Raw genomic sequence first — 23,621 nt, 5'->3', positions numbered from 1 at the left:
AGCCGTTGCCCGCTCCCGTCGTCGTGACTCAGCACGCCGTCCGGGCGAACGAGCAGCCGGACGGCGGGTGGGGCCCGCCGCCCGGCCGAGCGGTCGGGCGGCGGTCAGGCGACCGTCCGGCCACGGCCCCCGCGACCGTCAGGCGACGGTCAGGACGATCTTGCCGGTGGTGCGGCCGAGTTCGCCGAGTTCATGGGCCTTCGCGGCCTGGCCGAGGGGAAGGACGGTCTCGACCACGGGCCGCAGTGCGCCCCGGTCGGCCAGGGCGGTCAGCTCGCGCAGGCCCAGGTGATCGGGTTCGACGAGGACCCAGCTCGCCCGTACGCCGTCGCGGGCGGCGGGGACGTCGTCCGGGCCGGGCAGCGTGATCAGCCGGCCGCCGGGCCGCAGGACCGCCAGGGAACGCTCGGCGGTCTCGCCGCCGAGCCCGTCGAGCACCACGTCCACGTCGGACACGGCGTCCTCGAAGCGCACCGCCCGGTAGTCGACGACCTCGTCCGCACCCAGCTCGCGCAGCAGCCCGTGCTTGCCCGCGCTGGCCGTGCCGATGACGTGGGCGCCGCGGGCCTTGGCGATCTGGACGGCCAGGTGGCCGACCCCGCCGGCCGCCGCGTGCACCAGCACCCGCTCGCCGGGGCGCACGTCCGCCGCGTCGACCAGGGCCTGCCAGGCGGTCAGCCCGGCCAGCGGCAGGGCCGCCGCCTCCACGTGCGTCAGGCCGGCCGGCTTCGGGGCGAGGTGCCGGGCCGGCGCCACCACGTACTCGGCGTACGCGCCCGCCTGGCGGGGGAACAGCGGCATCCCGTAGACCTCGTCGCCGGGGCGGTGGATGCCCACCCCGGGGCCGACGGCCTCCACGGTGCCGGACACGTCCCAGCCGACCACCGGTACGTCACCCCACTCGATCAGGCCCCCGCTCGCCCGGGTCTTCCAGTCCACCGGGTTGACCCCGGCCGCGTGCACCCGCACCAGGACCTCGTTCAGTCCGGGCTCGGGCCGCGCCACCTCCCGCTCGACCAGCTGCTCGGGTCCGCCCCACTGCTCCACCACCACTGCACGCATGTCCGTACGCCTCGTTCTGTCCGGACCGATCGGATCGGTCGACTCGCTTCGCCGCCGGGCTCCCCGGCACGACGTGGTCAACGATCCGGCACCCGGGGCGTCCATGGTGTTGGCCGTCCGGCCACTATGTGACAGGATCTGGCCATGGGACGGATCCTGGCAGAAGCACCGCAGAACGCCTCCAACCGGGCGGCGGCGCCCGCTCCGCACCGGATCGCCGTGCTGGCCCTGCCCGGGGTCCCGCCGTTCGAGCTGGGCATCCCCTCGCGCGTCTTCGGCAGCGCTCAGGACACCGAGGGCAGCTCGCTCTACGAGGTCACGGTCTGCACCGCCGACGGAAGCCCCGTGCTCAGCGACGCCGGCTTCACCGTGCAGCCGGCCGCCGGCCCGGAAGCCCTGGCCGCGGCCGACACGGTGGTCGTCCCGCCCACCCACGCGATGCCGGAACTGGGGCGCGGCGGTCCGCTGCCGCCCGAGGTCACCGCCGCCGTCGCCCGCATCCGCCCCGGCACCCGGCTGGTGTCCATCTGCTCCGGCTCCTACGTGCTCGCCGCGGCCGGGCTGCTCGACGGCCGGCCGGCGACCACCCACTGGAACCTCGCCCCCGAGTTCCGCCGGGCCTACCCGGCGGTCAGGGTCGACGAGGAGGTGCTCTTCGTCGACGACGGTGACGTGCTCACCTCCGCGGGGGTGGCCGCGGGCGTCGACCTCTGCCTGCACATCATCCGCCGCGACCACGGCGCGGCCGTCGCCAACCGGACCGCCCGGATGTGCGTCGTACCGCCGTGGCGGGACGGCGGGCAGGCGCAGTACATCGACCGCCCGGTGCCCGACCCCACGATCGCCGACACCAGTGCCACCCGGGCCTGGGCGCTCGACCACCTCGGCGAACCACTGCCCCTCAACCGGCTCGCCGAGCACGCCCGGATGAGCCTGCGCTCCTTCACCCGGCGTTTCCGCGACGAGGTCGGCATGACCCCGGTCCAGTGGCTCACCGCCCAGCGGCTCGAACTGGCCAAACAGCTCCTGGAGACCACGGACCTCTCCATCGACCTGGTCGCCCACCGGGTCGGCTTCGGCACCGCGAACTCCCTGCGCGCCCACATGCGGACGACGCTCGGCGTCTCACCCGCCTCCTACCGCCGCACCTTCGGCACGGACGCGCGGGTCGCGGCGGCGCGGTGACCGCCGCCCGGAACGCGGGGGCGCAGCGGCACGCCCCGGGACCGGCCGGACCGGTCCCGGGGCGTGCCGTGTGCACCGTGCCGCCGCGGGCTCAGTAGCAGCGGTACTCGTGGACGGGCAGGGTGGACTTGATGCCGGCCGAGTTGTAGAAGACGACGCTGTAGTCGCCGTACTGGAAGCCGTTGGGGGCCGACGAACTTCCTGGTCAGCGTCTGGATGTAGGTGCCGCTGTCCGCGTTGTTGGAGTAGGAGGACGGGCAGCCCTTGCCGGTCAGGTTGGTCGGGCCGCCGGCCGCGAAGGCCGTTCCGGAGACGCCGACGGCGAGTGCTCCGCCGAGGGCGAGGGCGGCGGCGGTCTTGAGGATGTTGCGCATTGCTCTCACGTTTCCCTTGTTCGCTGTGCCAGGGACCACGCCGGACCGGTGTCGACTCCCGTTCGCGGCGGCGCGCATGATCTTGGCTCAGCTCCGGGAGCCCGGTCAATGGTCTGGACCACATTGGTCCAGAGCAATTCGGACCCTTCCTGTGCCGACCGGGCCCTGCCGGTACGCGCCCCCGGCACGGCGCTCCGCGCCCGGGCATGGCCGATCGGGTCTCCGTCGCGTGCCCGGCCCGGCGGACGGGTGTTTGCTGGAGTCATGTCGTTGATCGTCGGTACCTCGGGTTGGCAGTACGACGACTGGCGCGGGCTCCTCTACCCGGAAGGGACGCCCAAGCGGCGCTGGCTGGAGGAGTACGCCGAGCGGTTCGCCACGGTGGAGAGCAATGCCGCCTTCTACCGCCTGCCCTCGCCGGACACCTTCGCCGACTGGCGCACCCGCACCCCGGAGGGTTTCGTGTTCGCGGTGAAGGCCAGCCGCTACCTCACCCACATCAAGCGCCTGCGCGAGCCGGCCGAGCCGGTTCAGCGGATGCTCACGGCGGCGCAGGGCCTCGGGGCGCGGCTCGGCCCCGTCCTGCTCCAGCTGCCCCCCACGCTGCGCGCGGACGCCGAGCTGCTGGACCGCTGCCTGGCCGCCTTCCCGGCGGGCGTGCGGGTCGCCGTCGAGCCGCGGCACCCGTCCTGGTGGACGCCGGAGATCCGTGCGGTGCTGACCGGCCGGGCCGCCGCGCTGTGCTGGGCGGACCGGGGGTCACGCCCGGTCGCCCCGCTGTGGCGGACCTGCGAATGGGGCTACCTGCGCTGCCACGCCGGGCGGGCCCGGCCCTGGCCCCGGTACGGGCGGCAGGCGCTGGCCGGCTGGGTGAGCCGGATCGCCGACAGCTGGGCGGACGCGGCCGATGTCTTCGTGTACTTCAACAACGACCCGGGTGGCGCGGCGGTGCTCGACGCGAGCGCGTTCGCGGCGGCCGCCGCGCGGGCGGGCCGTACCGTGACCCGGACGCCGTAGCGGGTGGGCGGTGACCGGTCCGGTGTCAGTCCGGTGTCAGTGGCCCGCGTTAGTCTCCCCGTACCCTGAGGAAACCCGGACGGCCGCCCCTCGAATTCGCCTACAGGTGGCGGCCCTCCGGCTCCGGCAGGCCGTCGACGGGGGCCCGCTCGTGGTCGTGACGCCGAAGCACGTGATCCGGTGCGGCGGGCCGTTGCCGGCGTCAAGGACGGTGGAGCGGCGTGAGGAGGACGGTGAAGTCGGCGGTGCCGACTTCGAGCCGGTACTGGGGCAGGACACCGGGGCCGCAGGCGGCGCTTCCGAGGCCCTGGACGGCGTGGTCGGTGTGCAGGTGGACCAGCGGACCGGGGACGAGTTCGGTGGGGTGCCGGGCCGCGGCGAGTTGCCGGTCCGTCCAGCGGCGGGCGGAGAAGTGGAAGAGCTCCTCGCCCTGGACGCGGATGCGCCCGCCGGATCCGTCGCCGATCTCGGCCCACCGCACGTCCGTCCGGTTGCCGTTCTCCTGCGGGCGCACGTAGGGCGTCTGCAGTTGGTCGACCGTGGCGTGGAAGCGTCCGACCCGGACCGCCTGGCGCGAGTCCGGGTAGGCCTCCCCCGGGCCCGCGCCGAACCACTCGACCAGCGACCAGTCGGCGGGCAGTTCCCAGGCGAGACCGATCCGGGCCAGCGGAGGTGCGGCGTTCCTGCGGAGCAGTTCCCCCTGCTCCTGTGGCGGCAGCCCGGCATCGACCACCGCGTCGGTGGAGCGGACCGGGTACTCGGGCCAGTGCCCGTCCGGCTCGGCGTGCACGTGGAGCCGCAGGCCGGTTCCGTCGCCGGTCCAGCGGTACGTGGTCAGATAGCCGCAGGCGACCGCGGCCGCGGCGCTGCGGACCACGACGGTCAGGCCCTCGGAGTCCGGTTCGACGGACACGGTGCGGTGCCGTAGCCGGTCCAGGCCCCGGTCCTTCCAGTAGGCGGCGTCCTGCTGGGCCCAGCCGCCGCGGTCGTTGTCCGTGGGGGCTCGCCAGAGGTTCAACCGGGGCCCCCGTAGCGGCAGTTCGGCGAGGTCGAGCAGACGCCCGGTGGCGGGGTCGAAGCGGCCGGGCCCCAGGGCGAGGTGGCGGCCAGTGGCACGCACCGCAGTCGGCGGGCCGTGCGGGCGCCGGCGACGGGGGCCGGGCTCGGGTGCGTGCAGCGGGAGTTGGCCCCAGGCGACCAGGTGGCCGTCGGGGGCCCACGCGGTGGCCTTGGCCAGCTCCGCCCGGACGGTGAGCCAGAGTTCGCCCTCGTCGTCCCGCCCGGTCGGCAGCGCGGGCAGCGCCAGCCGGCCGTTCTCCCCTGCGGCCAGCCGCGGGGTGGGCAGCTCTCCCCGGGCCAGCTCGGTGCCCTCGCACGCCAGCGACCAGGTGAACCGGAGGTGGGACAGGTCCAGCACCTCGTAGCGGTTCTCCACGGTCAGCGTCCCGGGCTCCGGGCCGGGGCCGATGCGGACCGGGGCGATGACCTTGGCGTACTCCAGCAGGCCGGGCGAGGGGGTGCGGTCGGGGAAGAGCAGACCGTCGCAGATGAAGTTGCCGTCGTGCAGGTCCTCGCCGAAGTCACCGCCGTATCCGAAGAACGCGCGGCCCTCGGCGTCGTGCGTCCGCAGCCCCTGGTCGATCCACTCCCAGACCCAACCGCCCTGGACCCGCGGGTACTCGTCCCACAGCCGCGCGTACTCGGTCAGGCCGCCGGGGCCGTTGCCCATCGCGTGGGCGAACTCGGTGAGCAGGAACGGCCGGTGGTTGCGCGGGTCGTCCGCCGGGTCACCGGACCCGGGCCGTGCGGGGTACGAGGTCTCGCCCGGGAGCAGTTGTCCGCGGCCGATGCGGGCGACGGCCGCGGGCGGGCGGTACATCTCGGCGAACACGTCGGTGTACTCGCCGAGCCGGTCGCCCTCGTAGTGGATCGGGCGGGAGGGGTCGCGCCGGTGCAGCCAGTCGGCCATCGCCCGCAGGTTCCGGCCGTCGCCGGCCTCGTTGCCCAGTGACCAGAGGATGACGCTCGGACGGTTCTTGTCCCGCTCGACCGTGCGCTCGATGCGGTCCAGACAGGCGTCGTGCCAGCGCGGGTCGCCGGAGGGGTTGCGCTCCCACGGCGTGGCGTCGGCGTACTCGAACCCGTGGGTCTCCAGGTCGCATTCGAGCGCGACGTACAGCCCGAGCTCGTCGCACAGGTCGAGGAAGGCCGGGTGCGGCGGGTAGTGGGAGGTGCGGACGGCGTTGATGTTGTGCCGCTTCATCAGCTCCACGTCGCGGCGCATGGTCTCCGGTGAGAGGGCGCGGCCGTGGTCGGGGTCGAACTCGTGCCGGTTGACCCCGCGCAGCACGACGCGCCGTCCGTTGACCCGCAGCACGCCGTCGTCGTCCACGACGACGGTGCGGAAGCCGACCCTGACCCGGACGCGTTCGGTCGCGGTGCTCAGCTCGGCCTCGTACAGGTGCGGCTCCTCCGCGCTCCACGGCCGCACCGCGGGCACCCGGAACTCGCCCTCGGCGGGCCGGTCGTCGATCGCGAGGGCGGGCACGGTGATCCGCACGGGCGCGTCCGCGTCCACGTTCACGCGCAACCGGCCCTCGCCGGTTGCGGCGTCGTAGTCGGCGTGGACGAAGACGTCCCGGATCCCGCCCACCGGGCGGGCGAGCAGTCGCACGTCGCGGAAGATGCCCGACAGGCGCCAGGTGTCCTGGTCCTCCAGGTACGTACCGGCGGAGAACTGGTGCACCCGCACGGCCAGCACGTTGCGGCCGGGCCGCAGCGCGGCGCTCACGTCGAACTCGGCCGGCAGACGGCTGCCGTAGGTCACGCCCAACTCCGTGCCGTTGAGCCAGACCCGGGCACAGGAGTCCACGCCCTCGAAGCGCAGCACGGCCGGCACGCCGTGCCAGGAATCGGGCAGCTCGAAGACCCGGCGGTAGTCCCCGGTCTCGTTCTCGTCCGGGACGAAGGGCGGGTCCAGGGGGATGGGGTAGGCGACGTTGACGTAGACCGGCCGGCCGTGACCGCGCAACTGCCAGTGCGAGGGAACGGGCAGGGCGTCCCAGGAGCTGTCGTCGAACGCCGGGTCCTGGAAGCCGTCCGGGTCGCCTTTCAGCGTCGGCGAGAAACGGAACGCCCAGTGCCCGTTGAGGTCGAGCACGGGAGCATCGGTGTCCAGGACCGCGCGCGGCGCGAGACCCCCACGGCCGATCGCGAAGTCCTCGAAGTAGCGTGCCGACATGCACAGTCCTCCGAACGGTCTCGGGTGATGCGCGCGACCGTACTATCGAAGGCTTCTTCCGGGAAGCACCCCCCACCGCCCGTCGTGGTCCGGCACACGTCATCCCGTCGGCAGTCATCGGATGGCTGGTGATGCGGAGGACCTTACGAGCCGGAAGTCCGGCTGACAGGAGGAAGCCTCGGAGGACTCGGAACCGCGATCCCACTACCTCCCCGCCTTCCCCGAGGGCCCCAGTACACCATCTGTGGTGCACAGTTGACGACAGCTCGGGTCCGGCGGCGAGCAGACACCGGAGGAATCCTTGCGGCTCCCGGGGCGGGCTCGTATCGTCAGGCACTGCGGATACATCCGATGTGTCGATGGGAGCCATCACATGAAGCTGCTTCGCGTCGGCGAGCCGGGAGCGGAGACGCCGGCCGTCCGCGACGAGGACGGAACGACCCGCACCCTCGCCGGCCTGACCGACGACATCGACGGGGCGTTCCTCTCCTCGGGCGGGATCGACCGGGTCCGCACCGCCCTGGCCGAGGGGTCGCTGCCCGTCCTGGACACGGCAGGCCTGCGGATCGGGGCTCCCGTCGCCCGGCCGGGCAAGGTGGTCTGCATCGGCCTCAACTACCGCGACCACGCCGAGGAGACCGGGGCGGCCGTCCCCGAGCGGCCGGTCGTCTTCATGAAGGACCCGTCCACCGTCGTCGGCCCCTTCGACCCCGTGCTGATCCCGCGCGGCTCGGTGAAGACCGACTGGGAGGTGGAACTCGCCGTCGTCATCGGCCGGGAGGCCCGCTACCTCACCTCCTCGCAGGAGGCGGCGGAGTGCGTCGCGGGCTACGCGATCAGCAACGACGTCTCGGAGCGGGAGTTCCAGCTGGAGTACTCCGCCCAGTGGGACCTCGGCAAGTCCTGCGAGAGCTTCAACCCGCTCGGGCCCTGGCTGGTGACCCCGGACGAGGTGGGCGACCCGCAGCAGCTGGGGCTGCGGCTGGCCGTCAACGGCGAGCCCCGCCAGGACGGCAGCACCAAGAACATGATCTTCGAAGTCGGCTACCTCGTCCGGTACCTGAGCCAGTACATGGTGCTGCGCCCCGGCGACGTCATCAACACCGGCACCCCGGCCGGCGTGGCCCTCGGCCTGCCCGGCAACCCCTACCTGCGCGACGGCGACACCGTCGAACTGTCCATCGACGGCCTCGGCGCCCAGCGCCAGACGCTCGTCAACGCGTGAGAGGCATCCCCTTGTCCGCAACCACAGCGCGGATCACCGCCGTCGACACCCACGACGTCCGCTGGATCTCCGCGGGCCACTACCGCGCCCCCACCGCGCCCGGGTCCCCGGCCGCCATGCACCGGTCCGCGCCGGACACCTACCGCTACCGCCACGACTCCTTCCGGACCGGGGAGCCGGTGCGGCACCAGGAGGCGATCGCATGACCGCCCCGGAACTCGACGGACTGACCGCCCTCGTCACCGGCGGCGCCTCCGGAATCGGCCTGGCCACCGCCACCCTGCTCGCCGGGCGCGGCGCCCGGGTGGCCGTGCTGGACCTGGACCCGGCGGCCGTGCCGAAGCCGCTGCTCGGCTTCACCGCCGACGTCTCCGACGACGCCTCGGTGTCCCGTGCCGTCGAGGCGGCCGCCGAGGCGCTCGGCGGCATCGACATCCTGGTCAACAACGCGGGCATCGGCGCGACCGGGACGGTCGCGGACAACCCGGACGAGCAGTGGCACCGCGTCCTCGACGTCAACCTGCTCGGTGTCGTCCGCACCACCCGGGCCGCCTTGCCGCACCTGCGCCGCTCCACCCGGGCCTCGGTGGTCAACCTCGGCTCCATCGTCGTCACCACCGGTCTGCCGCAGCGCGCACTGTACGCGGCGAGCAAGGGCGCCGTGCACGCGCTCACCCTGTCCATGGCCGCCGACCACGTCCGCGAGGGCATCCGGGTCAACTGCGTCAGCCCCGGCACCGTGGACACCCCCTGGGTCGGCCGACTCCTGGAGACCGCCGACGACCCGGCCGCCGAACGGGCGCAGCTCAACGCCCGTCAGCCGCACGGGCGTCTGGTCACCCCCCAGGAGGTGGCCGCCGCCATCGCCTACCTGGCCTCCCCCGCCGCCGGCAGCACCACCGGCGCGACCCTCCAGGTCGACGGCGGGATGGCGAACCTGCGCCTGCGACCGGAGGCTGCATCGTGACCGGGCGCCGCCGCCCCCTGGGGCACAGCACGGTGGAGGTCGGTGAACTCGCCTTCGGCGCGGCGGGCATCGGCAACCTGTTCACGCCGGTGAGCGACGCCGACGCCGAAGCGGCGGTCACCGCCGCCTGGGAGTCGGGCGTGCGGTACTACGACACCGCCCCGCACTACGGCCTGGGCCTGTCCGAGCGCCGGCTCGGCCAGGCCCTGCGCGGCCGCCCCAGGGACGAGTACGTCCTCTCCACCAAGGTCGGCCGGCTGCTGCGGCCGGCCCCGGCGGCCGAGGGCGACGACCTCGCCGACGGCTTCGCCGTCCCCGCCACCCACCGCCGGGTCTGGGATTTCAGCGCCGCGGGCGTCCGACGCTCGATCGAGGACAGCCTGGAACGGCTCGGGTTGGACCGGATCGACGTCGTCTACCTGCACGACCCCGACGACCACGCGGACCAGGCGATCTCCGAGGCCTACCCGGAGCTGGCCCGGCTGCGCGCCGAAGGGACGGTCGGCGCGATCGGCGCCGGGATGAACCAGGCGGAACTGCTCGCCCGGTTCGTCCGCGAGACCGACCTCGACACCGTCCTGCTGGCCGGCCGCTACAGCCTGCTCGACCAGCGCGGCCTCACCGAGCTGCTGCCGCTGGCCGCCGAACGCGGCGTCGGCGTGGTGATCGGCGGCGTCTTCAACTCCGGCCTGCTCGCCGACCCCCACCCCGGCGCGACCTTCGACTACGCCGCCGCGCCCGAGGAGCTGCTCGCCCGCGCCCTCGACCTCAAGGCCGTCTGCGAGCAGCACGGCGTGCCGCTGCGCGCCGCGGCGCTGCGCTTCCCGTTCGGGCACCCCGCCGTGGCGAGCGTGCTGGTCGGCACCCGCAACGCCACCGAGGTGCGGGACGCCGCTGCCATGCTCCGGCACCCCGTGCCGCAGGCGCTGTGGGCGGAGTTGAAGGAGCGCGGGCTGCTGCTGCCGGAGGTCCCCACCCCGCAGGAGTGCCCCTGATGGGTGGCATGCCTGCGAGTGCGGTGTGTCGCGGTGGTGGAACAGCCTTGGGACCGCCCTGCCCGCTCCGGCCCGCGACAGCGTGCGGTCCGGGGCGCTCATCGCGTACCCGACCGACTCCTGTCGAGGAGCCGACCGAGGAGCAGCCCTCCCGGCCGCAGGTCCCGGCCCGGGTGCCTCGGAGCGCCACGGCCGGGACGGGCGCAACCCGTATGCCGCGATGATCGGACGACCAGGAGAGGCGAGGCAGTGCCAGTCACCGACGAGGCGATCGAGAAGATCAAAGCCATGATCGTGAGCGGTGAGCTCCGCCCGGGTGCCAAGCTCCCGAAGGAGGCGGACCTCGCCGACCGGCTGGGCCTGTCGCGCAACTCCCTGCGGGAGGCCGTCAAGGCGCTCTCGCTCATCCGGGTGCTCGATGTGCGCCAGGGCGACGGCACGTACGTGACCAGCCTGGAGCCCGACCTCCTTCTGGACGCCCTGGCCTTCGTCGTCGACTTCCACCAGGACCACACGGTGCTGGAGTTCCTGGAGGTCCGCCGCATCCTGGAGCCCGCCGCGACCGCGATGGCCGCCCGGGTGATGTCCGAGGAGGACATCACCGGCCTGGCCGAGCTGCTGCGGAACCTGGACGAGGCCGCCACGCTGGACGAGATCATCGCCAACGACCTGGAGTTCCACCGCAGGATCGCGGCCGGTTCGGGCAACACCGTGCTCTCCTCGCTGATCGACGGCCTGTCCGGGCCGACCACGCGCGCGCGGATCTGGCGCGGGCTGACCGAGGAGGGCGCGGCCGAGCGCACCCGCCAGCAGCACCGCGCGATCTACGACGCGATCGCCGGCCGGCGCCCGGAGCTCGCCCACGCCTGGGCGACCGTGCACGTCGCCGGGGTCGAGCACTGGCTGCGCGAATCCCTCGGCGAGCCGGGATCGGCCCTCGTCGACAGCTGACACACGGCGACACCCCGGCGGCGTGTCGTCGTCGGTCCCCGGCCCGCCACGCCCGCGATCAGCGGCTCATGGACGGCGAGTTGGAGCAGGTCCTCGGTCCCGGGGACGTCCGGTACGCACGGCACGGCCACCGTGCGTCCGAGCCGGCGGCCCGCCACCGTGCCGATGGCGGTGGCGGGCAGGTCGGCGGGGGTGAAGGTGCGGCGGATCGGTGCCAGGTCCGGCTCGTCGAGACAGGGTTACGGGCGGGTTCGCTGACGGCCGGTCCCGCTGACGGTGCGTCGGCCGAGCCCCCGGCGGCCCGGAGGAAACGGGCCGCCGGGGGCTCTCGAAGCCGTCGGCGCGGCTTCGATCTCGTTACCTGCGGCTCCACTGCTGGTTGCTGCCGCCGTTGCAGGTCCACAGCTGGACGAGCGCGCCGTTGGCGGTGGAGGAGCCGGAGACGTCCAGGCACAGTCCGGACAGGGCACTGGTGATGGTGCCGTCGCTGTTGACGTTCCACTGCTGGTTGGTGCCGCCGTTGCAGTCCCAGATGATGGCCCTGGTTCCGGGCGAGGTCCCGGAGCCGTAGGTGTCCAGGCACTTGTTGCCGTACACGCGCAGTTCCTTGGCGGGGTTCAGGGGCCACTGCTGGTTGTTGCCGCCGTTGCAGTCCCAGATCTCGGTCTGCAGGCCGTTGGTCGTGGCGGCGCCCGGCACGTCCAGGCAGCGGCCGGAGCCGGTGCCGCGCAGCGCGGTGCCGGCGCTGCTCCCGCCGCCCGGATTGGTCCCGGTGCCCCAGCCCCACTGGAGCCGGTCGAGGCCGGATCGGTTGGTGACGGTCAGCGAGAGGTTGGTGCCGCTGCCGTTAAGCGAGGTGATGGCGCACGAGGCGTTCTCGCACGGGCCCGGGCCCTGCGTCCGGGCCGCTTCCTTGACGCCGGTCCACAGGACGGAACCCATGCCGAGGCTGCGCACGGTGTCGGTGACGGCGTAGAGGTAGGACAGGTCGTTGCTGCCGTCCTTGGGACCGTCGTAGTCGACGCCGGTGTTCATCGGGACGCCGAACTCGGTCACCAGGGCCCGGTCGGCGTGGCCGCAGAGGTTGTCGGTGAAGTCCTTGACCCAGTCGGCCTCGGTGGTGTGGCTGTCGCCGAACATGCCGTAGATGTGAATCGACAGCAGGGTGCCGGACAGCCGGGAGTCGGAGCCGACGGCGCACAGGTTGAGGTCGGCCGAGAAGCCGGGCACGATCACGTGGCCGCGGGGCAGGTCGGGGTAGCGCGCGAGCCAGTCGGCCTCGAAGTCGGTGAGGTCGGTGGCGCTGTAGTTGTAGGGCTCGTTCATGATGTCGAAGTAGAAGTTGCCGCGTGAGCCGTACTTGTTGATGACGGTGTCCCACATCTGATGGAAGGACGCGACGTCACTGACCTTCCCGCCCTGCAGCCACGGCGCGACGACGACGTTCATGCCCAGCGCGGTGGCGGCGTCCAGTGCGGCGGTGTAGCTGTTCCACCAGGGCCCTGACGTGGTCGCCGCGTTGAAGCCCAGCCGGACGGTGTTGGCGCCGAGTGCCTGGAATCCCTTGAGGATCGCCGTGGACTTCGCGTAGGTGGTCGAGTAGTCGTCCGAAGTCGACAGGCCCACGGGCACGTTGGGGCCGGTGATGAAGTTGTCGTCGGGGTCGGCCCAGTTCACACCGTGGAACTGGCCGGTGGCGGATGCCGCCGGGCTCGCCTGCGTGGTCGGCACGGCCTGTGCCGCGCCGGCGGTCAGCAGCCCGGACAGAGCCAGGGCCGTGGCCACGAGGCCGGCGATCGCGTGCCGGGCGGCCCGCCCAAGGCCGCGGCCGGTACGCGGGCGGCCCCCGGGGGCGGTCCGAGAGTTCGCGGGTTCGTCCGTTGCCGCGTCTTTCGAACGGCGGAAGAAGTGCCGGTCCATCGTGTCCACGCAGTCTCCTTGGGGTGTGGAGCTGATCGAGCGGAACGTGAGCGCTGACCAGGACGGTCCCGGAGATCCGCGGACTGCCGGGCAGACGCGCGGAGGATCTCCGGGTGGTCCAGCCCCTCACCCGGAGGGGAGCGGGGGCAGTCGGCTTGGTCGGCCCCGGCCGGACTCGATGCCGGCGGGCATGCCCTCATGGAGATATCACGCCTCCCTGGGCGCCAAACATCCTATGTGTGCCGAGCGGTCATCCAACCCGACCTGGAGGGGACAGATCGTCAGATTACGGCTCAGTCCTGCCCGAATCTGCCTCAGGGCCAGGTCAGAGGCCCTGTCGAGCACCCGGAGACATCCCATGTATCGCCGGCGGGCAGCTCGCGCTGTCCGATGCCTTGACAGTCGTCACGAGGCTGCCAGAATCAGCTGGGCCGCGTCTGTTACCGCTCACATTCCACGCGTTGCACGCGGCAGGCCGTGTCGAGCCGCACGGCAGGCGGCTGCCCGGACTTCGCTGTCGCGGCCCGGAACACGCCCCCACCCAACGACGGAGGATCCAGCCATGGCGATCAACAGACGTGTCTTCCTGTCGAGTGCCGCCGGCATCGTTGCCGCCGCGACGACGAACCTGACGATCGGTACGGCGGGGGCGCTCGCGGCTCCGTCGTCCTACTCCCCCACGTGGGCCTCGGTGGATCAGCACCCGCCGGCGCCGGAGTGGTTCCAGGACGCCAAGTTCGGGATCTACTTCCACTGGGGCGCCTTCAGTGTTCCGGCGTACGGCAGCGAGTGGTACCCGCGGACCATGTACATCGCCGGAAGCGCCGAGAACGACCACCACATCGCCACCTACGGGGACCCGTCGGTGTGGCCGTACGAGAACTTCCTCGACGGGGCCCGGGACAAGGCCGGCAACTGGGTGCAGTTCTCGCCCAGGTTGACCTCCCAGGGCGGGAACTTCGACCCGGACGCCTGGGCCCAGCTCTTCGTGGACGCCGGCGCCCGGTTCGCCGGGCCGGTGGCGGAGCACCACGACGGCTTCTCGATGTGGAACAGCACGGTCAACGAGTGGAACTCGGTGCAGCACGGGCCGAAGCTGAACCTCCTGCAGATCTTCCGCGACTCGATCCGCGGCAAGGGTCTGAAACTGCTGGTGGCGATGCACCACGCCTACAACTTCAACGGCTACTACGACCACGTGCCGGCGCAGCCGACCGCGAGCCTGCAGAAGCTCTTCGGCCAGCTGGGCACCACGGCGGAGAACCAGCTCTGGTACGACAAGCTCAAGGAGGTCGTCGACCTGGCCCAACCGGACATCCTGTGGGAGGACTTCGACCTCTCCAAGGTCGACGAGACGCAACGCCTGAACTTCCTGTCGTACTACTACAACCAGGCCCTGGGCTGGGGCCGGGAGGTCGTGGCCACGTACAAGGACGGCTACGACAACAAGGGCGAGGTCTTCGACTACGAACGCGGCGGCCCGGGCGACATCGCGAACCCGTACTGGCTGACCGATGACAGCATCAGCAGCTCCAGTTGGTGCTACACGGTCGGCATCGGCTACTACTCCACCCAGCAGATGCTGCACGCGCTGATCGACCGGGTCAGCAAGAACGGCAACATGCTGCTCAACATCGCTCCCATGGCGGACGGGACGATCCCCCAGGGCCAGAAGGACGTCCTGTTGGGCATCGGCGACCACCTCCACCGGTTCGGCGAGTCCCTGTACGCCACCCGCGCCTGGACGGTCTACGGGGAGGGGCCGACCAAGATGGGCGGCGGCTCCTTCACCACCCCCGTGGCGGGCACGAACAAGGACTTCCGGTTCACCCGCACCAAGGACAACACCGTCCTGTACGCCACCGTCCTGGGCTGGCCCGGGAGTTCGACGACCATCAGCACCCTGGCGAGCGGCCGCATCGACCTCGGCTCGCTGACCTCGGTCCAGCTGCTCGACGCGACCGCGGGCACGTACACCAGCCTCCCCACCCCGACCCAGGCGAGCGACGGCCTGCACATCACCCTGCCGTCGTCCTCGGCCCCGTTCCACGCCCTCGCCTACGTGCTGAAGTTCACCTTCGCCGGTCAGATCCCCGTCCTCCGGCCCGGGGGCCCCGGCGTGGCCACCGCGTACGGCGATGTCTCCTACGCCGGCACGGCGGCCGCACTGGTGCTGGGCGGCTACACGGCCGCCCAGCTGCAGAGCGCGGGGCTGGCGGCGCGGACCATCTCCTCCGTGCGGGTGCCGGCGGGCTACCAGGTGATCGGCTACTCCGGCGACGACTTCACCGGGACGGCGTGGACGTTCAGCGCGGACAACCCCGACCTGCGCAACACCGGCAACAACGACGCCATCACCTCGCTGAAGGTGATCTTCGATCCGGCCGCCTACTTCCGGATCGGCAACGTCACCGACGGCCTGGCCCTGGACAGCGGCGGCAACGTCGCCTACGGCAGCAACCTCAAGCAGTGGACCTGGAACGGCAGCCCCAACCTCCAGTGGCAGGCCGTCGAGCTCGGCAACGGCTACTACAAGCTGGTCAACCGCACCAACGGCATGGTCGCCGACGGCTGGGGCGCCACCGCCGACGGGTCACCCGCGCAGCAGGCGACCTGGAACGGCGGCACCAACCAGCAGTGGCAGATCACCGACCACGGCAACGGCCTGTACAGCATCGCCAACCGCACCACGGGCCTGGTCCTGGACGGCGGCGGCCAGGTCGCCGCCGGCTCCGTCACCAAGCAGTGGGGCTGGAACGGCAGCCCCAACCTGCAGTGGTCCTTCACCCCGCAGTAGGCCTGCGAACGGGCGGCCCACCGGCAGTTGAGGATCCTTCGCCGGACTCCCCCAGCCGGGAGCCCGGCGAAGGGCAGGCCGGCGAAGGGCAGGCCGGCGGACCGTCCCTGCCGTCAGCCGACGGGCAGCAGCGTCGGATCCGCCATGATCCGGCGGACCGTCGTCAGCGCCGCGCCCAGCAGCGGCCCGCGCCGCCCCAGCGTGGAGCGGCGCAGCGCCTCCGGGGCCCAGGGCCGTACGGTGACCCGGGCGGCCAGTTCGGCGCGTACGGCCGGCAGCAGCCATTCGGCGAGCTCGGCGTAGGCGCCACCGAGGACGAGGGCGTCCGGGTCGACGAGGTCGACGGCGGAGGTGAGGGCCAGGCCGAGGGCGCGCCCGGCGCGGTCCAGCGCCGCCAGGGCCGGCTCGTGCCCGGCACCCGCCCGTTCGGCGAGCAGGGCTGTCGCGTCGCCCGGGCGGTACTGGGCGAGGCCGGACTGCTGCAGCACGGCCGTCTCGCCCGCGTACTGCTCCAGGCAGCCGCGGGCACCGCAGGCGCACTCCGGTCCGTCCGGGTGCACCGGGAGGTGGCCGAGTTCGCCGGCGAAGCCCCGGGCGCCCCGGAACAGCCTCCCGTCGATGACCAGGGCGGCGCCGATCCCGGTGTCGGCGGAGACGTGCACGATGGTCTCCGCCTGCTGCCCGGTGCTCCAGTACTCGGCCAGCGCGCCCAGGTTGGCCTCGTTCTCCGGCTCGGGCACGGTGTCCCGTCCCGGCCAGTGGTCGGCGAGCCGGACACCGCGCCAGCCGAGGTTCGGCGCGCGCTCGACCAGGCCGCCGGGGTCGTTCGGCACCACCCCGGGCACGGCCAGGATCCGGCCCTCGACGCGCAACCCGAGGGCCGCGGCCTCCGCCTCCGCCGCGGCGGCCAGCGCGGCGACCTCTGCCAGCACCTCCCCGGCGGGCCGGCCGGCGTTGGACCGCTCCTCCCGGCGCCAGACGCGCGGCTCGCCCCGCAGGTCCACCACGCAGGCGCCGAGGTGGCCGACGCCGATCTCCAGACCGAGGCCGGCCGGCCCCTCGTCGCTGACGGCCAGCGCCCGGCCGGGGCGGCCGGGGCGGCCGCTGGCGGTGGCCGCCGCCTCGGTGACCGCCCCACGCCCGATCAGCTCGTCGACGAGCGAGGAGACGGCCGCCCTGGTCAGCCCGACGCGGCCGGCGACGTCCGCGCGGGAGAGCGGGCTGTGCGCGGCGACCGCGCCGAGGACCACCGCGAGGTTCTGGCGGCGCATGTCCTGTTGCCAGGCGGGCCCGCTCTCCGTGTTCCTGCCCGCCCTGCCGACCACCGTCACGCGTCGCTCCTCCTACTGGTCCTCGGCCGGAGCACCTTGCAAGGCTCCGGCCCGACGCAGGGTATCGCCGATCCGGATCAGTGCGTCGTCGTCCCTCTTCACCGGGTCCAGCACCGGGCCGCGGGCCGTCCGCCAGCGGCGGGCCACCTCGTCGGCGGGCTCGCCGGTGAGCAGCGCGGCCGCCTGGGCGGCGGCGCCGAGCGCGACCAGTTCCTCTGCCTCGGGCACCTGGACCGCCCGGCCGGAGAGCCGTAGCACGGTCCGCTGCCAGGCCTGTCCGCGGGCGCCGCCGCCGATCAGCAGCAGCGGCTCGTCGCCCTCCGGGTCCGTGCCGCCCGCGCGCAGCACTCCGTCCAGTGCGGAGAGCAGCGCGTGGGCGGCGCCGTCGTAGGCGGCCTGGAGCAGTTGGCCGGGGGTGGTGTCGTGGCGCAGTCCGTGGATCAGGCCGGAGGCGCCGGGCAGGTCCGGGGTGCGCTCGCCGTCCAGGTATGGCAGGACAACGGCGGTGCCGCCGTCCTCGACCTCGTCGCGGCCGCGGCCGAGCAGCACGGCGATGCGGTCGACGGCGAGGGTGCAGTTGAGCGTGCAGGCCAGCGGCAGCCAGCCGCCGAGGGCGTCGGCGAAGCCGGCCACGGTGCCGGTCGGGTCGGCGGGCCGGGCGCTGCCGACGGCGTAGACGGTGCCGGAGGTACCGAGGCTGAGCACCGGCTGCCCGGGGCGGAGGCCGAGACCGAGGGCGGCGGCCATGTTGTCGCCGGTGCCGGTGGCCACCGGGGTGCCCTCGCGCAGCGGGGTACCCGCGCGGACGACGCCGGCCTGGGCGCCCGGTGCGAGGACCGGCGGCAGCAGGGCCGGATCGAGGCCGATCCGGTTGAGGATGGACTTGTCGTAGCCGTCCGGGCCCCACCAGCCGGTGCCCGAGGCGTCGCCCCGGTCGGTGGCCGGTTGCCCGGTGAGCCGCTCGGTCAGGAAGTCGTGCGGCAGCCGGACGGCGGCGACGCGCTCGGCGGCCGCGGGCTCCTCGGCGCGCAGCCAGGCCCACTTGGCGGCGGTGAAGGCGGCGGTGGGGACGCTGCCGGTGCGGCGGGCGAGTTCCGCCGCACCGTAGGCGGTCCGGAGCTCGGCGGCCTGGGGTGCGGAGCGGACGTCGTTCCAGAGCAGGGCCGGGCGGACGGGTGCGCGGTCGGCGTCGAGGGCGACCAGGCCGTGCTGCTGGCCGGCGATCGAGACGGCGGCGGCGCGGTCCGCCCAGCCGGTCGCCGCAGCGGCCTCGCCGAGGGCCCGCCACCACTGCTCGGGGTCGCTCTCGCGGCCGGCCCCGGTGCTGACGGTGTGCGGGGCGCGGCCCTGGCCGAGGACGGTGCCGGTGTCGAGGTCGACGGCGAGGGCCTTGGTGGACTGCGTGGAGCTGTCGAAGCCGATCACGACACGTTGCTCGGGCATGCGTTCCTCCGGAGGGGGTTCCTTCTGACGTTCCGGCATACTAGTTTGTTGAGAGCCATTACAAACACCCCTGGATCCGATCCGGAGCCGCTCCATGTCCAGCGACAGCCTCACCCCCACCCCCGCGCACAAGTTCACCTTCGGCCTGTGGACCGTCGGGTGGCAGGGGCGCGATCCCTTCGGCGACGCGACCCGCCCCGCCCTCGACCCGGTCGAGACGGTGCAGCGCCTGGCCGGGCTCGGCGCCCACGGCGTCACCTTCCACGACGACGACCTGATCCCCTTCGGGTCGGACGACGCCGCTCGCGAGACCGCCGTCAAGCGCTTCCGCGCCGCGCTGGACGCCGCCGGGATGAAGGTCCCGATGGCGACCACCAATCTGTTCACCCACCCGGTGTTCAAGGACGGCGCCTTCACCGCCAACGACCGCGACGTGCGCCGCTACGCGCTGCGCAAGACCATCCGCAACATCGACCTGGCGGCCGAGCTCGGCGCCTCGGTCTACGTTGCCTGGGGCGGGCGCGAGGGCGCCGAGTCCGGCGCGGCCAAGGACGTGCGCACCGCGCTGGACCGCTTGAAGGAGGCCTTCGACCTGCTCGGCGAGTACGTCGAGCAGCAGGGCTACGACCTGCGCTTCGCGATCGAGCCCAAGCCCAACGAGCCCCGCGGCGACATCCTGCTCCCCACCGTCGGCCACGCCCTGGCGTTCATCAACGAGCTGGAGCGCCCCGAGCGGGTCGGCCTCAACCCGGAGGTCGGCCACGAGCAGATGGCCGGGCTCAACTTCCCGCACGGCATCGCCCAGGCGCTGTGGCACGGCAAGCTGTTCCACATCGACCTCAACGGCCAGTCCGGCATCAAGTACGACCAGGACTTCCGCTTCGGCGCGGGCGACCTGCGGCAGGCCTTCTGGCTGGTCGACCTGCTGGAGACGGCCGGCTACGAGGGCCCCAGGCACTTCGACTTCAAGCCGCCGCGCACCGAGGACTTCGACGGCGTCTGGGCCTCCGCGGCCGGCTGCATGCGCAACTACCTGCTGCTGGCCGAGCGCTCCCGCGCCTTCCGGGCCGACCCGGAGGTGAAGGCCGCGCTCGCCGCCTCCCGCCTGCCCGAACTGGCCCTGCCCACCGCCGGGGACGGCCTGGCCGGCCTGCTCGCGGACCGCTCCGCCTTCGAGGAGTTCGACGTCGACGCCGCCGCCGCGCGCGGCATGGCCTTCGAGCAGCTGGACCAGCTCGCACTGGAGCACCTCCTCGGCGCCCGCTGACCCCGGCCGCCGTGTCGGGCCGGGGCGTGCGAGGGCCACGACCCGCCCCGACACGTGCGATCGAGCGCCTCGACGCGACCGCCCGGTGTTCGAGCACCGCGCCGCCCCGGCACGGACAGGCCGTGCCGGGGCGGCGCGGTGCACCCGGACAGGCCCTACCGCCGGCGAGCGGTGATCAGGCGCTGCAGGACGATGAAGACGAACAGCAGGGCGCCGATGACGATCCTGGTCCACCAGGAGCTGAGGGTGCCCTGGAAGCTGATCACGGTCTGGATCAGGCCGAGCACCAGCACGCCGAGCAGGGTGCCCAGGACGTATCCGGAGCCGCCGGTCAGCAGGGTGCCGCCGATGACGACCGCGGCGATCGCGTCGAGTTCCAGGCCCACCGCGTGCAGGCCGTAGCCGGACAGCATGTAGAAGGTGAGCAGGACGCCGCCGAGGGCGGAGCAGAATCCGCTGATCGCGTAGACGGCGGTCTTGGTGCGCTGCACCGGCAGGCCCATCAGCAGCGCGGACTGCTCGCTGCCACCGAGCGCGTACACGTTGCGGCCGAGCCGGGTGTAGTGCAGGACGACGAACGCGGCGGCGACCACCAGCAGCGCGACCAGCGCGCTCGGTGAGACGAACAGGTCGCCGAGCGGGATCCGGGTCTGCGCCATCGCGGTGTACTGCGGGTCGGTGATGGAGATCGACTCGACGCTGATCGTGTAGCACAGGCCGCGGGCCAGGAACATGCCGGCCAGGGTGACGATGAACGGCTGGATCTCGAAGACGTGGATGATCCAGCCCATCAGCCAGCCGCCGGCCGTGCCCATCAGCAGGACCAGCGGGATCACCAGCAGCGGCGGCCAGCCGTGCTTCTCCACCAGCCAGGCGGAGACCATGGTGGACAGCGCCACCACCGCGCCGACCGACAGGTCGATGCCGCCGGTCAGCACGACGAAGGTCATGCCGACCGCGACCACCAGCAGGAAGGCGTTGTCGATCAGCAGGTTGAGCACGACCTGGCCGGAGAAGAAGCCGTCGTACTGGACCGAGCCGGCGCCGAACATCGACACCAGCAGAACTGCGGTGACCAGCAGCGGGATCTGACCGCGCAGGCGGGTCAGCAGGGCGTTGGCGTTCATGCGCCGACCTCCCGGTTGGTGGGGGCCGCGGCGTGCGACCGGGTGCTGCGCCGGGTCCGCCGGCCGCGGGCGGCCAGCCCGGCGCGGAACTTGGGCGACTGGACGAGGCAGACCGCGATCACCACGAACGCCTTGAAGACCAGGGTGGTCTCCGGCGGGATGCCGATGGTGTAGACGGTGGTGGAGAGGGTCTGGATGATGAGCGCGCCCAGGACGGTGCCGCCGATGGAGAACCGGCCGCCGTTCAGCGACGTCCCACCGAGCACCACCGCGAGGATGGCGTCCAGTTCGATCCAGAGGCCCGCGTTGTTGCCGTCGGCGGCCGAGACGTTGGAGGACACCATCAGGCCGGCCAGTGCCGCGCACAGCGCGCTGAACACGTAGACCAGGGCGACCAGGCGCATCGCCCGGATGCCGACCAGCCGGCTGGCCACCGGGTTGCCGCCGACGGACTCCAGCAGCAGCCCGAGCGCGGTGGAGCGGGTCAGCAGCACGGCGGCCAGCACCACCACGGCACTGAGCAGGATCGCGAACGGCATGGTCAGCCAGTAGCCGCCGCCGATCATCTTGTAGGGGTCGCTGGTGACGGTGATGATCTGGCCGTCGGTGATCAGCTGGGCCACACCGCGCCCGGCGACCATCAGGATCAGGGTGGCGATGATCGGCTGGACGCCGACCCTGGCCACCAGCACCCCGTTGACCGCGCCGAGCACCAGGGCGGTGCCCAGCGCGATGCCGAGGGCCGTCAGCACGGTGCCCAGGCTCCCCGGGTCGGCCGAATCGCTGATGTGCAGGCAGGCCAGGGCGCCGGAGATCGCGACGGTGGAGCCGACCGACAGGTCGATGCCACCGGTGGCGATCACCAGGGTCATGCCCAGGGAGACCAGGATCAACGGGGCGCCGAAGTGCAGGATGTCGATCAGGGAGCCGTAGAGGTGGCCGCCCTGGAGGTGGACGGAGAAGAAGTCGGGGGTGAAGGCGAGGTTGGCGACCAGGAGCACGGCCAGCACCACGGCCGGCCAGAACAGCCGGGACCTGGTCACCGCCCTGGTCCGCGGGGTGATCGGTGCCGTGGTCATTCCTGCGCTCCGCTCGCGATGGTGGCCATGACGCGCTCCGGGGTGAGCTCGCCGTCGTTGTCCAGCTGGGCGACCATCCGGTGGTCGCGCAGCACGCCGATCCGGTGGCTCAGCCGCAGCACCTCCTCCAGCTCGGCGGAGATGAACAGCACCGCCATGCCGTCCTCGGCGAGGTTCGCCACCAGCTTCTGGATCTCGGCCTTGGCCCCGATGTCGATGCCCCGGGTGGGTTCGTCAAGGATCAGCAGCTTGGGGTCGGTGATCAGCCAGCGGGCGAGCAGCACCTTCTGCTGGTTGCCGCCGCTGAGGTTGCGCACCAGCGCCTCGGGGTTGCCGGGGCGGATGTCCAGGGCGCGGATCCAGCGCAGCGCGTACTCCTCCTGCGCGGTGCGCGACAGCGGGCGGGTCCAGCCGCGGGCGGCCTGCAGCGCCAGCACGATGTTCTCGCGGACGGTCAGCTCGCCGACCAGGCCCTCGGTCTTGCGGTTCTCGGAGCAGAACGCGATGCCGTGGGCGATCGCGTCGCGCGGGCTGCGCAGCGCGGTCACGGCGCCCTCGATCCGCAGGGTGCCGCCGTCGCTCTGGTCGGCACCGAACAGCAGTCGGGCGGCCTCGGTCCGGCCGGAGCCCAACAGCCCGGCCAGGCCGATCACTTCGCCGGGCCGGATGGCCAGGTCGTACGGCTCGACGGCGCCGCGCCGGGTCAGCCCGTCGGCCTGCAGGAACGCCGCCCCGTCGGCCGGTGCGGTGCGCTCGCGCCGCTTGCCGCCGCCGATCCGGTCGAGTCCGGCGAGTTCGGCACCGATCATCCGGGAGACCAGTTCGACCTGGTTCAGCTCGCTGGTCAGGTACTCGCCCTCCAGCCGGCCGTTGCGCAGCACGGTCATCCGGTCGCAGATCTCGTAGATCTGGTCCAGGAAGTGCGAGACGAACAGGATCGCCACGCCCTGGTCGCGCAACCTCCGCATGACGGCGAAGAGTTGGCGTACCTCGTCGCGGTCCAGGCTGGAGGTCGGCTCGTCCAGGATCAGCACCTTGGCGGAGACGTCGACCGCGCGGACGATCGCCACCAGTTGCTGGACGGCGATGGAGTAGCTGTTCAGCGGCGCGCTGACGTCGACGTCCAGGTCGAGTTCCCGGACCAGCTCGGCGGCCCGCCGGCGCATGGCCGCCCAGTCGATCAGGCCGAACCTGCGGGGTTCGCGGCCGATGAAGATGTTCTCCGCCACCGACAGGTTCGGGCAGAGGTTCACCTCCTGGTAGACCGTGCTGATGCCGGCCTCCTGCGCCTGCAGCGGCCCGGCGATCCACACCTGCTCGCCGGCCAGCACCACCTCGCCGCCGTCCGACGGGTGGACGCCGGTGAGCACCTTGATCAGCGTGGACTTCCCGGCGCCGTTCTCGCCCATCAGGGCGTGCACCTCACCGGGGAAGAGCCGGAAGTCGACCCCGTCCAGTGCAACCACCCCGGGGAACTCCTTACGGATTCCCCGTACTTCCAGGACCGGTTGCTGCCGCACCCCGGCTCTCCTCTCCTCGTGCGATCCGGCCGGGGCGGGGGGGGGGGCGCCGCCCCCCCGCACCCCCCGCCCCCGCCAGCCGCCGCAATGAGGGGGGGGGGGTGGGCCCGGGGGACGCGA

The 23,621-nt window shown here is 72.8% G+C and carries 18 protein-coding genes and 1 pseudogene; 10 read left to right on the top strand and 9 right to left on the bottom strand.

Annotated features, from left to right (window positions below; genetic code table 11):
- Positions 1-138: 138 nt before the first annotated feature.
- Positions 139-1,062: an NADP-dependent oxidoreductase gene (locus ACIRVF_RS05490; protein WP_402814044.1), complete on the bottom strand. Its 924-nt coding sequence runs from the start codon at positions 1,060-1,062 to the stop codon at positions 139-141.
- A 144-nt stretch (positions 1,063-1,206) separates the two neighbouring features.
- Between ACIRVF_RS05490 and ACIRVF_RS05485 the strand changes: the two genes are divergently transcribed.
- Positions 1,207-2,247 carry a GlxA family transcriptional regulator gene (locus tag ACIRVF_RS05485; protein WP_402814042.1) on the top strand — a complete coding sequence of 347 codons (1,041 nt, stop codon included), beginning with the start codon at positions 1,207-1,209 and terminating at the stop codon, positions 2,245-2,247.
- Here the strand turns inward: ACIRVF_RS05485 and ACIRVF_RS05480 are convergent.
- Entirely contained in the window at positions 2,199-2,621 is a 423-nt protein-coding gene (locus ACIRVF_RS05480) for a hypothetical protein (protein WP_402814040.1), read from the bottom strand. The genes ACIRVF_RS05485 and ACIRVF_RS05480 overlap by 49 nt on opposite strands.
- A gap of 264 nt (positions 2,622-2,885) precedes the next feature.
- Here ACIRVF_RS05480 and ACIRVF_RS05475 point away from each other — a divergent pair, with 264 nt between their 5' ends.
- Positions 2,886-3,638: a DUF72 domain-containing protein gene (locus tag ACIRVF_RS05475; RefSeq protein WP_402814037.1), complete on the top strand. Its 753-nt coding sequence runs from the start codon at positions 2,886-2,888 to the stop codon at positions 3,636-3,638.
- A 202-nt stretch (positions 3,639-3,840) separates the two neighbouring features.
- Here ACIRVF_RS05475 and ACIRVF_RS05470 read toward each other — a convergent pair whose 3' ends face one another.
- On the bottom strand, positions 3,841-6,879 hold the full coding sequence (locus tag ACIRVF_RS05470) for a glycoside hydrolase family 2 TIM barrel-domain containing protein (RefSeq protein WP_402814035.1): 3,039 nt from the start codon (positions 6,877-6,879) through the stop codon (positions 3,841-3,843).
- Positions 6,880-7,252: 373 nt separating this feature from the next.
- On the opposite strand from ACIRVF_RS05470, the gene ACIRVF_RS05465 reads away from it, so the two are divergent.
- The 6 genes and pseudogenes from ACIRVF_RS05465 to ACIRVF_RS05440 all read left to right on the top strand — a co-directional run bounded on the left by ACIRVF_RS05465 (position 7,253) and on the right by ACIRVF_RS05440 (position 11,017).
- Complete coding sequence (locus tag ACIRVF_RS05465; protein WP_402814033.1) at positions 7,253-8,104, top strand: fumarylacetoacetate hydrolase family protein; 852 nt, start codon at positions 7,253-7,255, stop codon at positions 8,102-8,104.
- Positions 8,105-8,115: 11 nt separating this feature from the next.
- On the top strand, positions 8,116-8,310 hold the full coding sequence (locus ACIRVF_RS05460; protein ID WP_402814030.1) for a hypothetical protein: 195 nt from the start codon (positions 8,116-8,118) through the stop codon (positions 8,308-8,310).
- Positions 8,307-9,071, top strand: a complete 765-nt coding sequence (locus ACIRVF_RS05455; RefSeq protein ID WP_402814028.1) for an SDR family NAD(P)-dependent oxidoreductase — start codon at positions 8,307-8,309, stop codon at positions 9,069-9,071. The genes ACIRVF_RS05460 and ACIRVF_RS05455 overlap by 4 nt, the downstream gene beginning before the upstream one ends.
- The gene (locus ACIRVF_RS05450; protein WP_402814025.1) at positions 9,068-10,066 is read left to right on the top strand and encodes an aldo/keto reductase; all 999 of its coding nucleotides are present in this window, start codon (positions 9,068-9,070) and stop codon (positions 10,064-10,066) included. The genes ACIRVF_RS05455 and ACIRVF_RS05450 overlap by 4 nt, the downstream gene beginning before the upstream one ends.
- A gap of 249 nt (positions 10,067-10,315) precedes the next feature.
- Positions 10,316-10,643: pseudogene (locus ACIRVF_RS05445) on the top strand (FadR/GntR family transcriptional regulator); the annotation flags it as partial.
- The gene (locus ACIRVF_RS05440) at positions 10,634-11,017 is read left to right on the top strand and encodes a FadR/GntR family transcriptional regulator (RefSeq protein ID WP_402814628.1); all 384 of its coding nucleotides are present in this window, start codon (positions 10,634-10,636) and stop codon (positions 11,015-11,017) included. The pseudogene ACIRVF_RS05445 and the gene ACIRVF_RS05440, both read left to right, overlap by 10 nt.
- A gap of 357 nt (positions 11,018-11,374) precedes the next feature.
- On the opposite strand, the gene ACIRVF_RS05435 is transcribed toward ACIRVF_RS05440, so the two are convergent.
- The gene (locus ACIRVF_RS05435; protein WP_402814625.1) at positions 11,375-12,937 is read right to left on the bottom strand and encodes a ricin-type beta-trefoil lectin domain protein; all 1,563 of its coding nucleotides are present in this window, start codon (positions 12,935-12,937) and stop codon (positions 11,375-11,377) included.
- A gap of 562 nt (positions 12,938-13,499) precedes the next feature.
- On the opposite strand from ACIRVF_RS05435, the gene ACIRVF_RS05430 reads away from it, so the two are divergent.
- The gene (locus ACIRVF_RS05430; protein WP_402814023.1) at positions 13,500-15,734 is read left to right on the top strand and encodes an alpha-L-fucosidase; all 2,235 of its coding nucleotides are present in this window, start codon (positions 13,500-13,502) and stop codon (positions 15,732-15,734) included.
- A gap of 113 nt (positions 15,735-15,847) precedes the next feature.
- On the opposite strand, the gene ACIRVF_RS05425 is transcribed toward ACIRVF_RS05430, so the two are convergent.
- Positions 15,848-17,005 carry an ROK family protein gene (locus ACIRVF_RS05425; RefSeq protein ID WP_402814623.1) on the bottom strand — a complete coding sequence of 386 codons (1,158 nt, stop codon included), beginning with the start codon at positions 17,003-17,005 and terminating at the stop codon, positions 15,848-15,850.
- A 72-nt stretch (positions 17,006-17,077) separates the two neighbouring features.
- On the bottom strand, positions 17,078-18,508 hold the full coding sequence (gene xylB / locus ACIRVF_RS05420; protein ID WP_402814020.1) for a xylulokinase: 1,431 nt from the start codon (positions 18,506-18,508) through the stop codon (positions 17,078-17,080).
- A gap of 94 nt (positions 18,509-18,602) precedes the next feature.
- Between xylB and xylA the strand changes: the two genes are divergently transcribed.
- Positions 18,603-19,775, top strand: a complete 1,173-nt coding sequence (xylA, locus tag ACIRVF_RS05415; protein WP_402814018.1) for a xylose isomerase — start codon at positions 18,603-18,605, stop codon at positions 19,773-19,775.
- Between the two features lie 155 nt (positions 19,776-19,930).
- On the opposite strand, the gene yjfF is transcribed toward xylA, so the two are convergent.
- The 3 genes from yjfF to ACIRVF_RS05400 are packed head-to-tail and all read right to left on the bottom strand — an operon-like array spanning position 19,931 to position 23,501.
- Positions 19,931-20,902 (bottom strand): galactofuranose ABC transporter, permease protein YjfF, encoded by a 972-nt coding sequence (yjfF, locus tag ACIRVF_RS05410; RefSeq protein ID WP_402814014.1) that lies wholly within the window; start codon positions 20,900-20,902, stop codon positions 19,931-19,933.
- Positions 20,899-21,981, bottom strand: a complete 1,083-nt coding sequence (locus tag ACIRVF_RS05405) for an ABC transporter permease (RefSeq protein ID WP_402814011.1) — start codon at positions 21,979-21,981, stop codon at positions 20,899-20,901. Before ACIRVF_RS05405 ends, yjfF begins: the two co-directional genes overlap by 4 nt.
- Complete coding sequence (locus tag ACIRVF_RS05400; RefSeq protein WP_402814008.1) at positions 21,978-23,501, bottom strand: sugar ABC transporter ATP-binding protein; 1,524 nt, start codon at positions 23,499-23,501, stop codon at positions 21,978-21,980. The genes ACIRVF_RS05405 and ACIRVF_RS05400 overlap by 4 nt, the downstream gene beginning before the upstream one ends.
- Positions 23,502-23,621 lie beyond the last annotated feature (120 nt).

Origin of the sequence: Kitasatospora sp. NPDC101157 (assembly GCF_044768255.1) — a bacterium.
Taxonomy (GTDB): Bacteria; Actinomycetota; Actinomycetes; order Streptomycetales; family Streptomycetaceae; genus Kitasatospora.
Note: the sequence above shows the minus strand (reverse complement) of the source record. Positions and strands in the feature narration are given on the sequence as shown.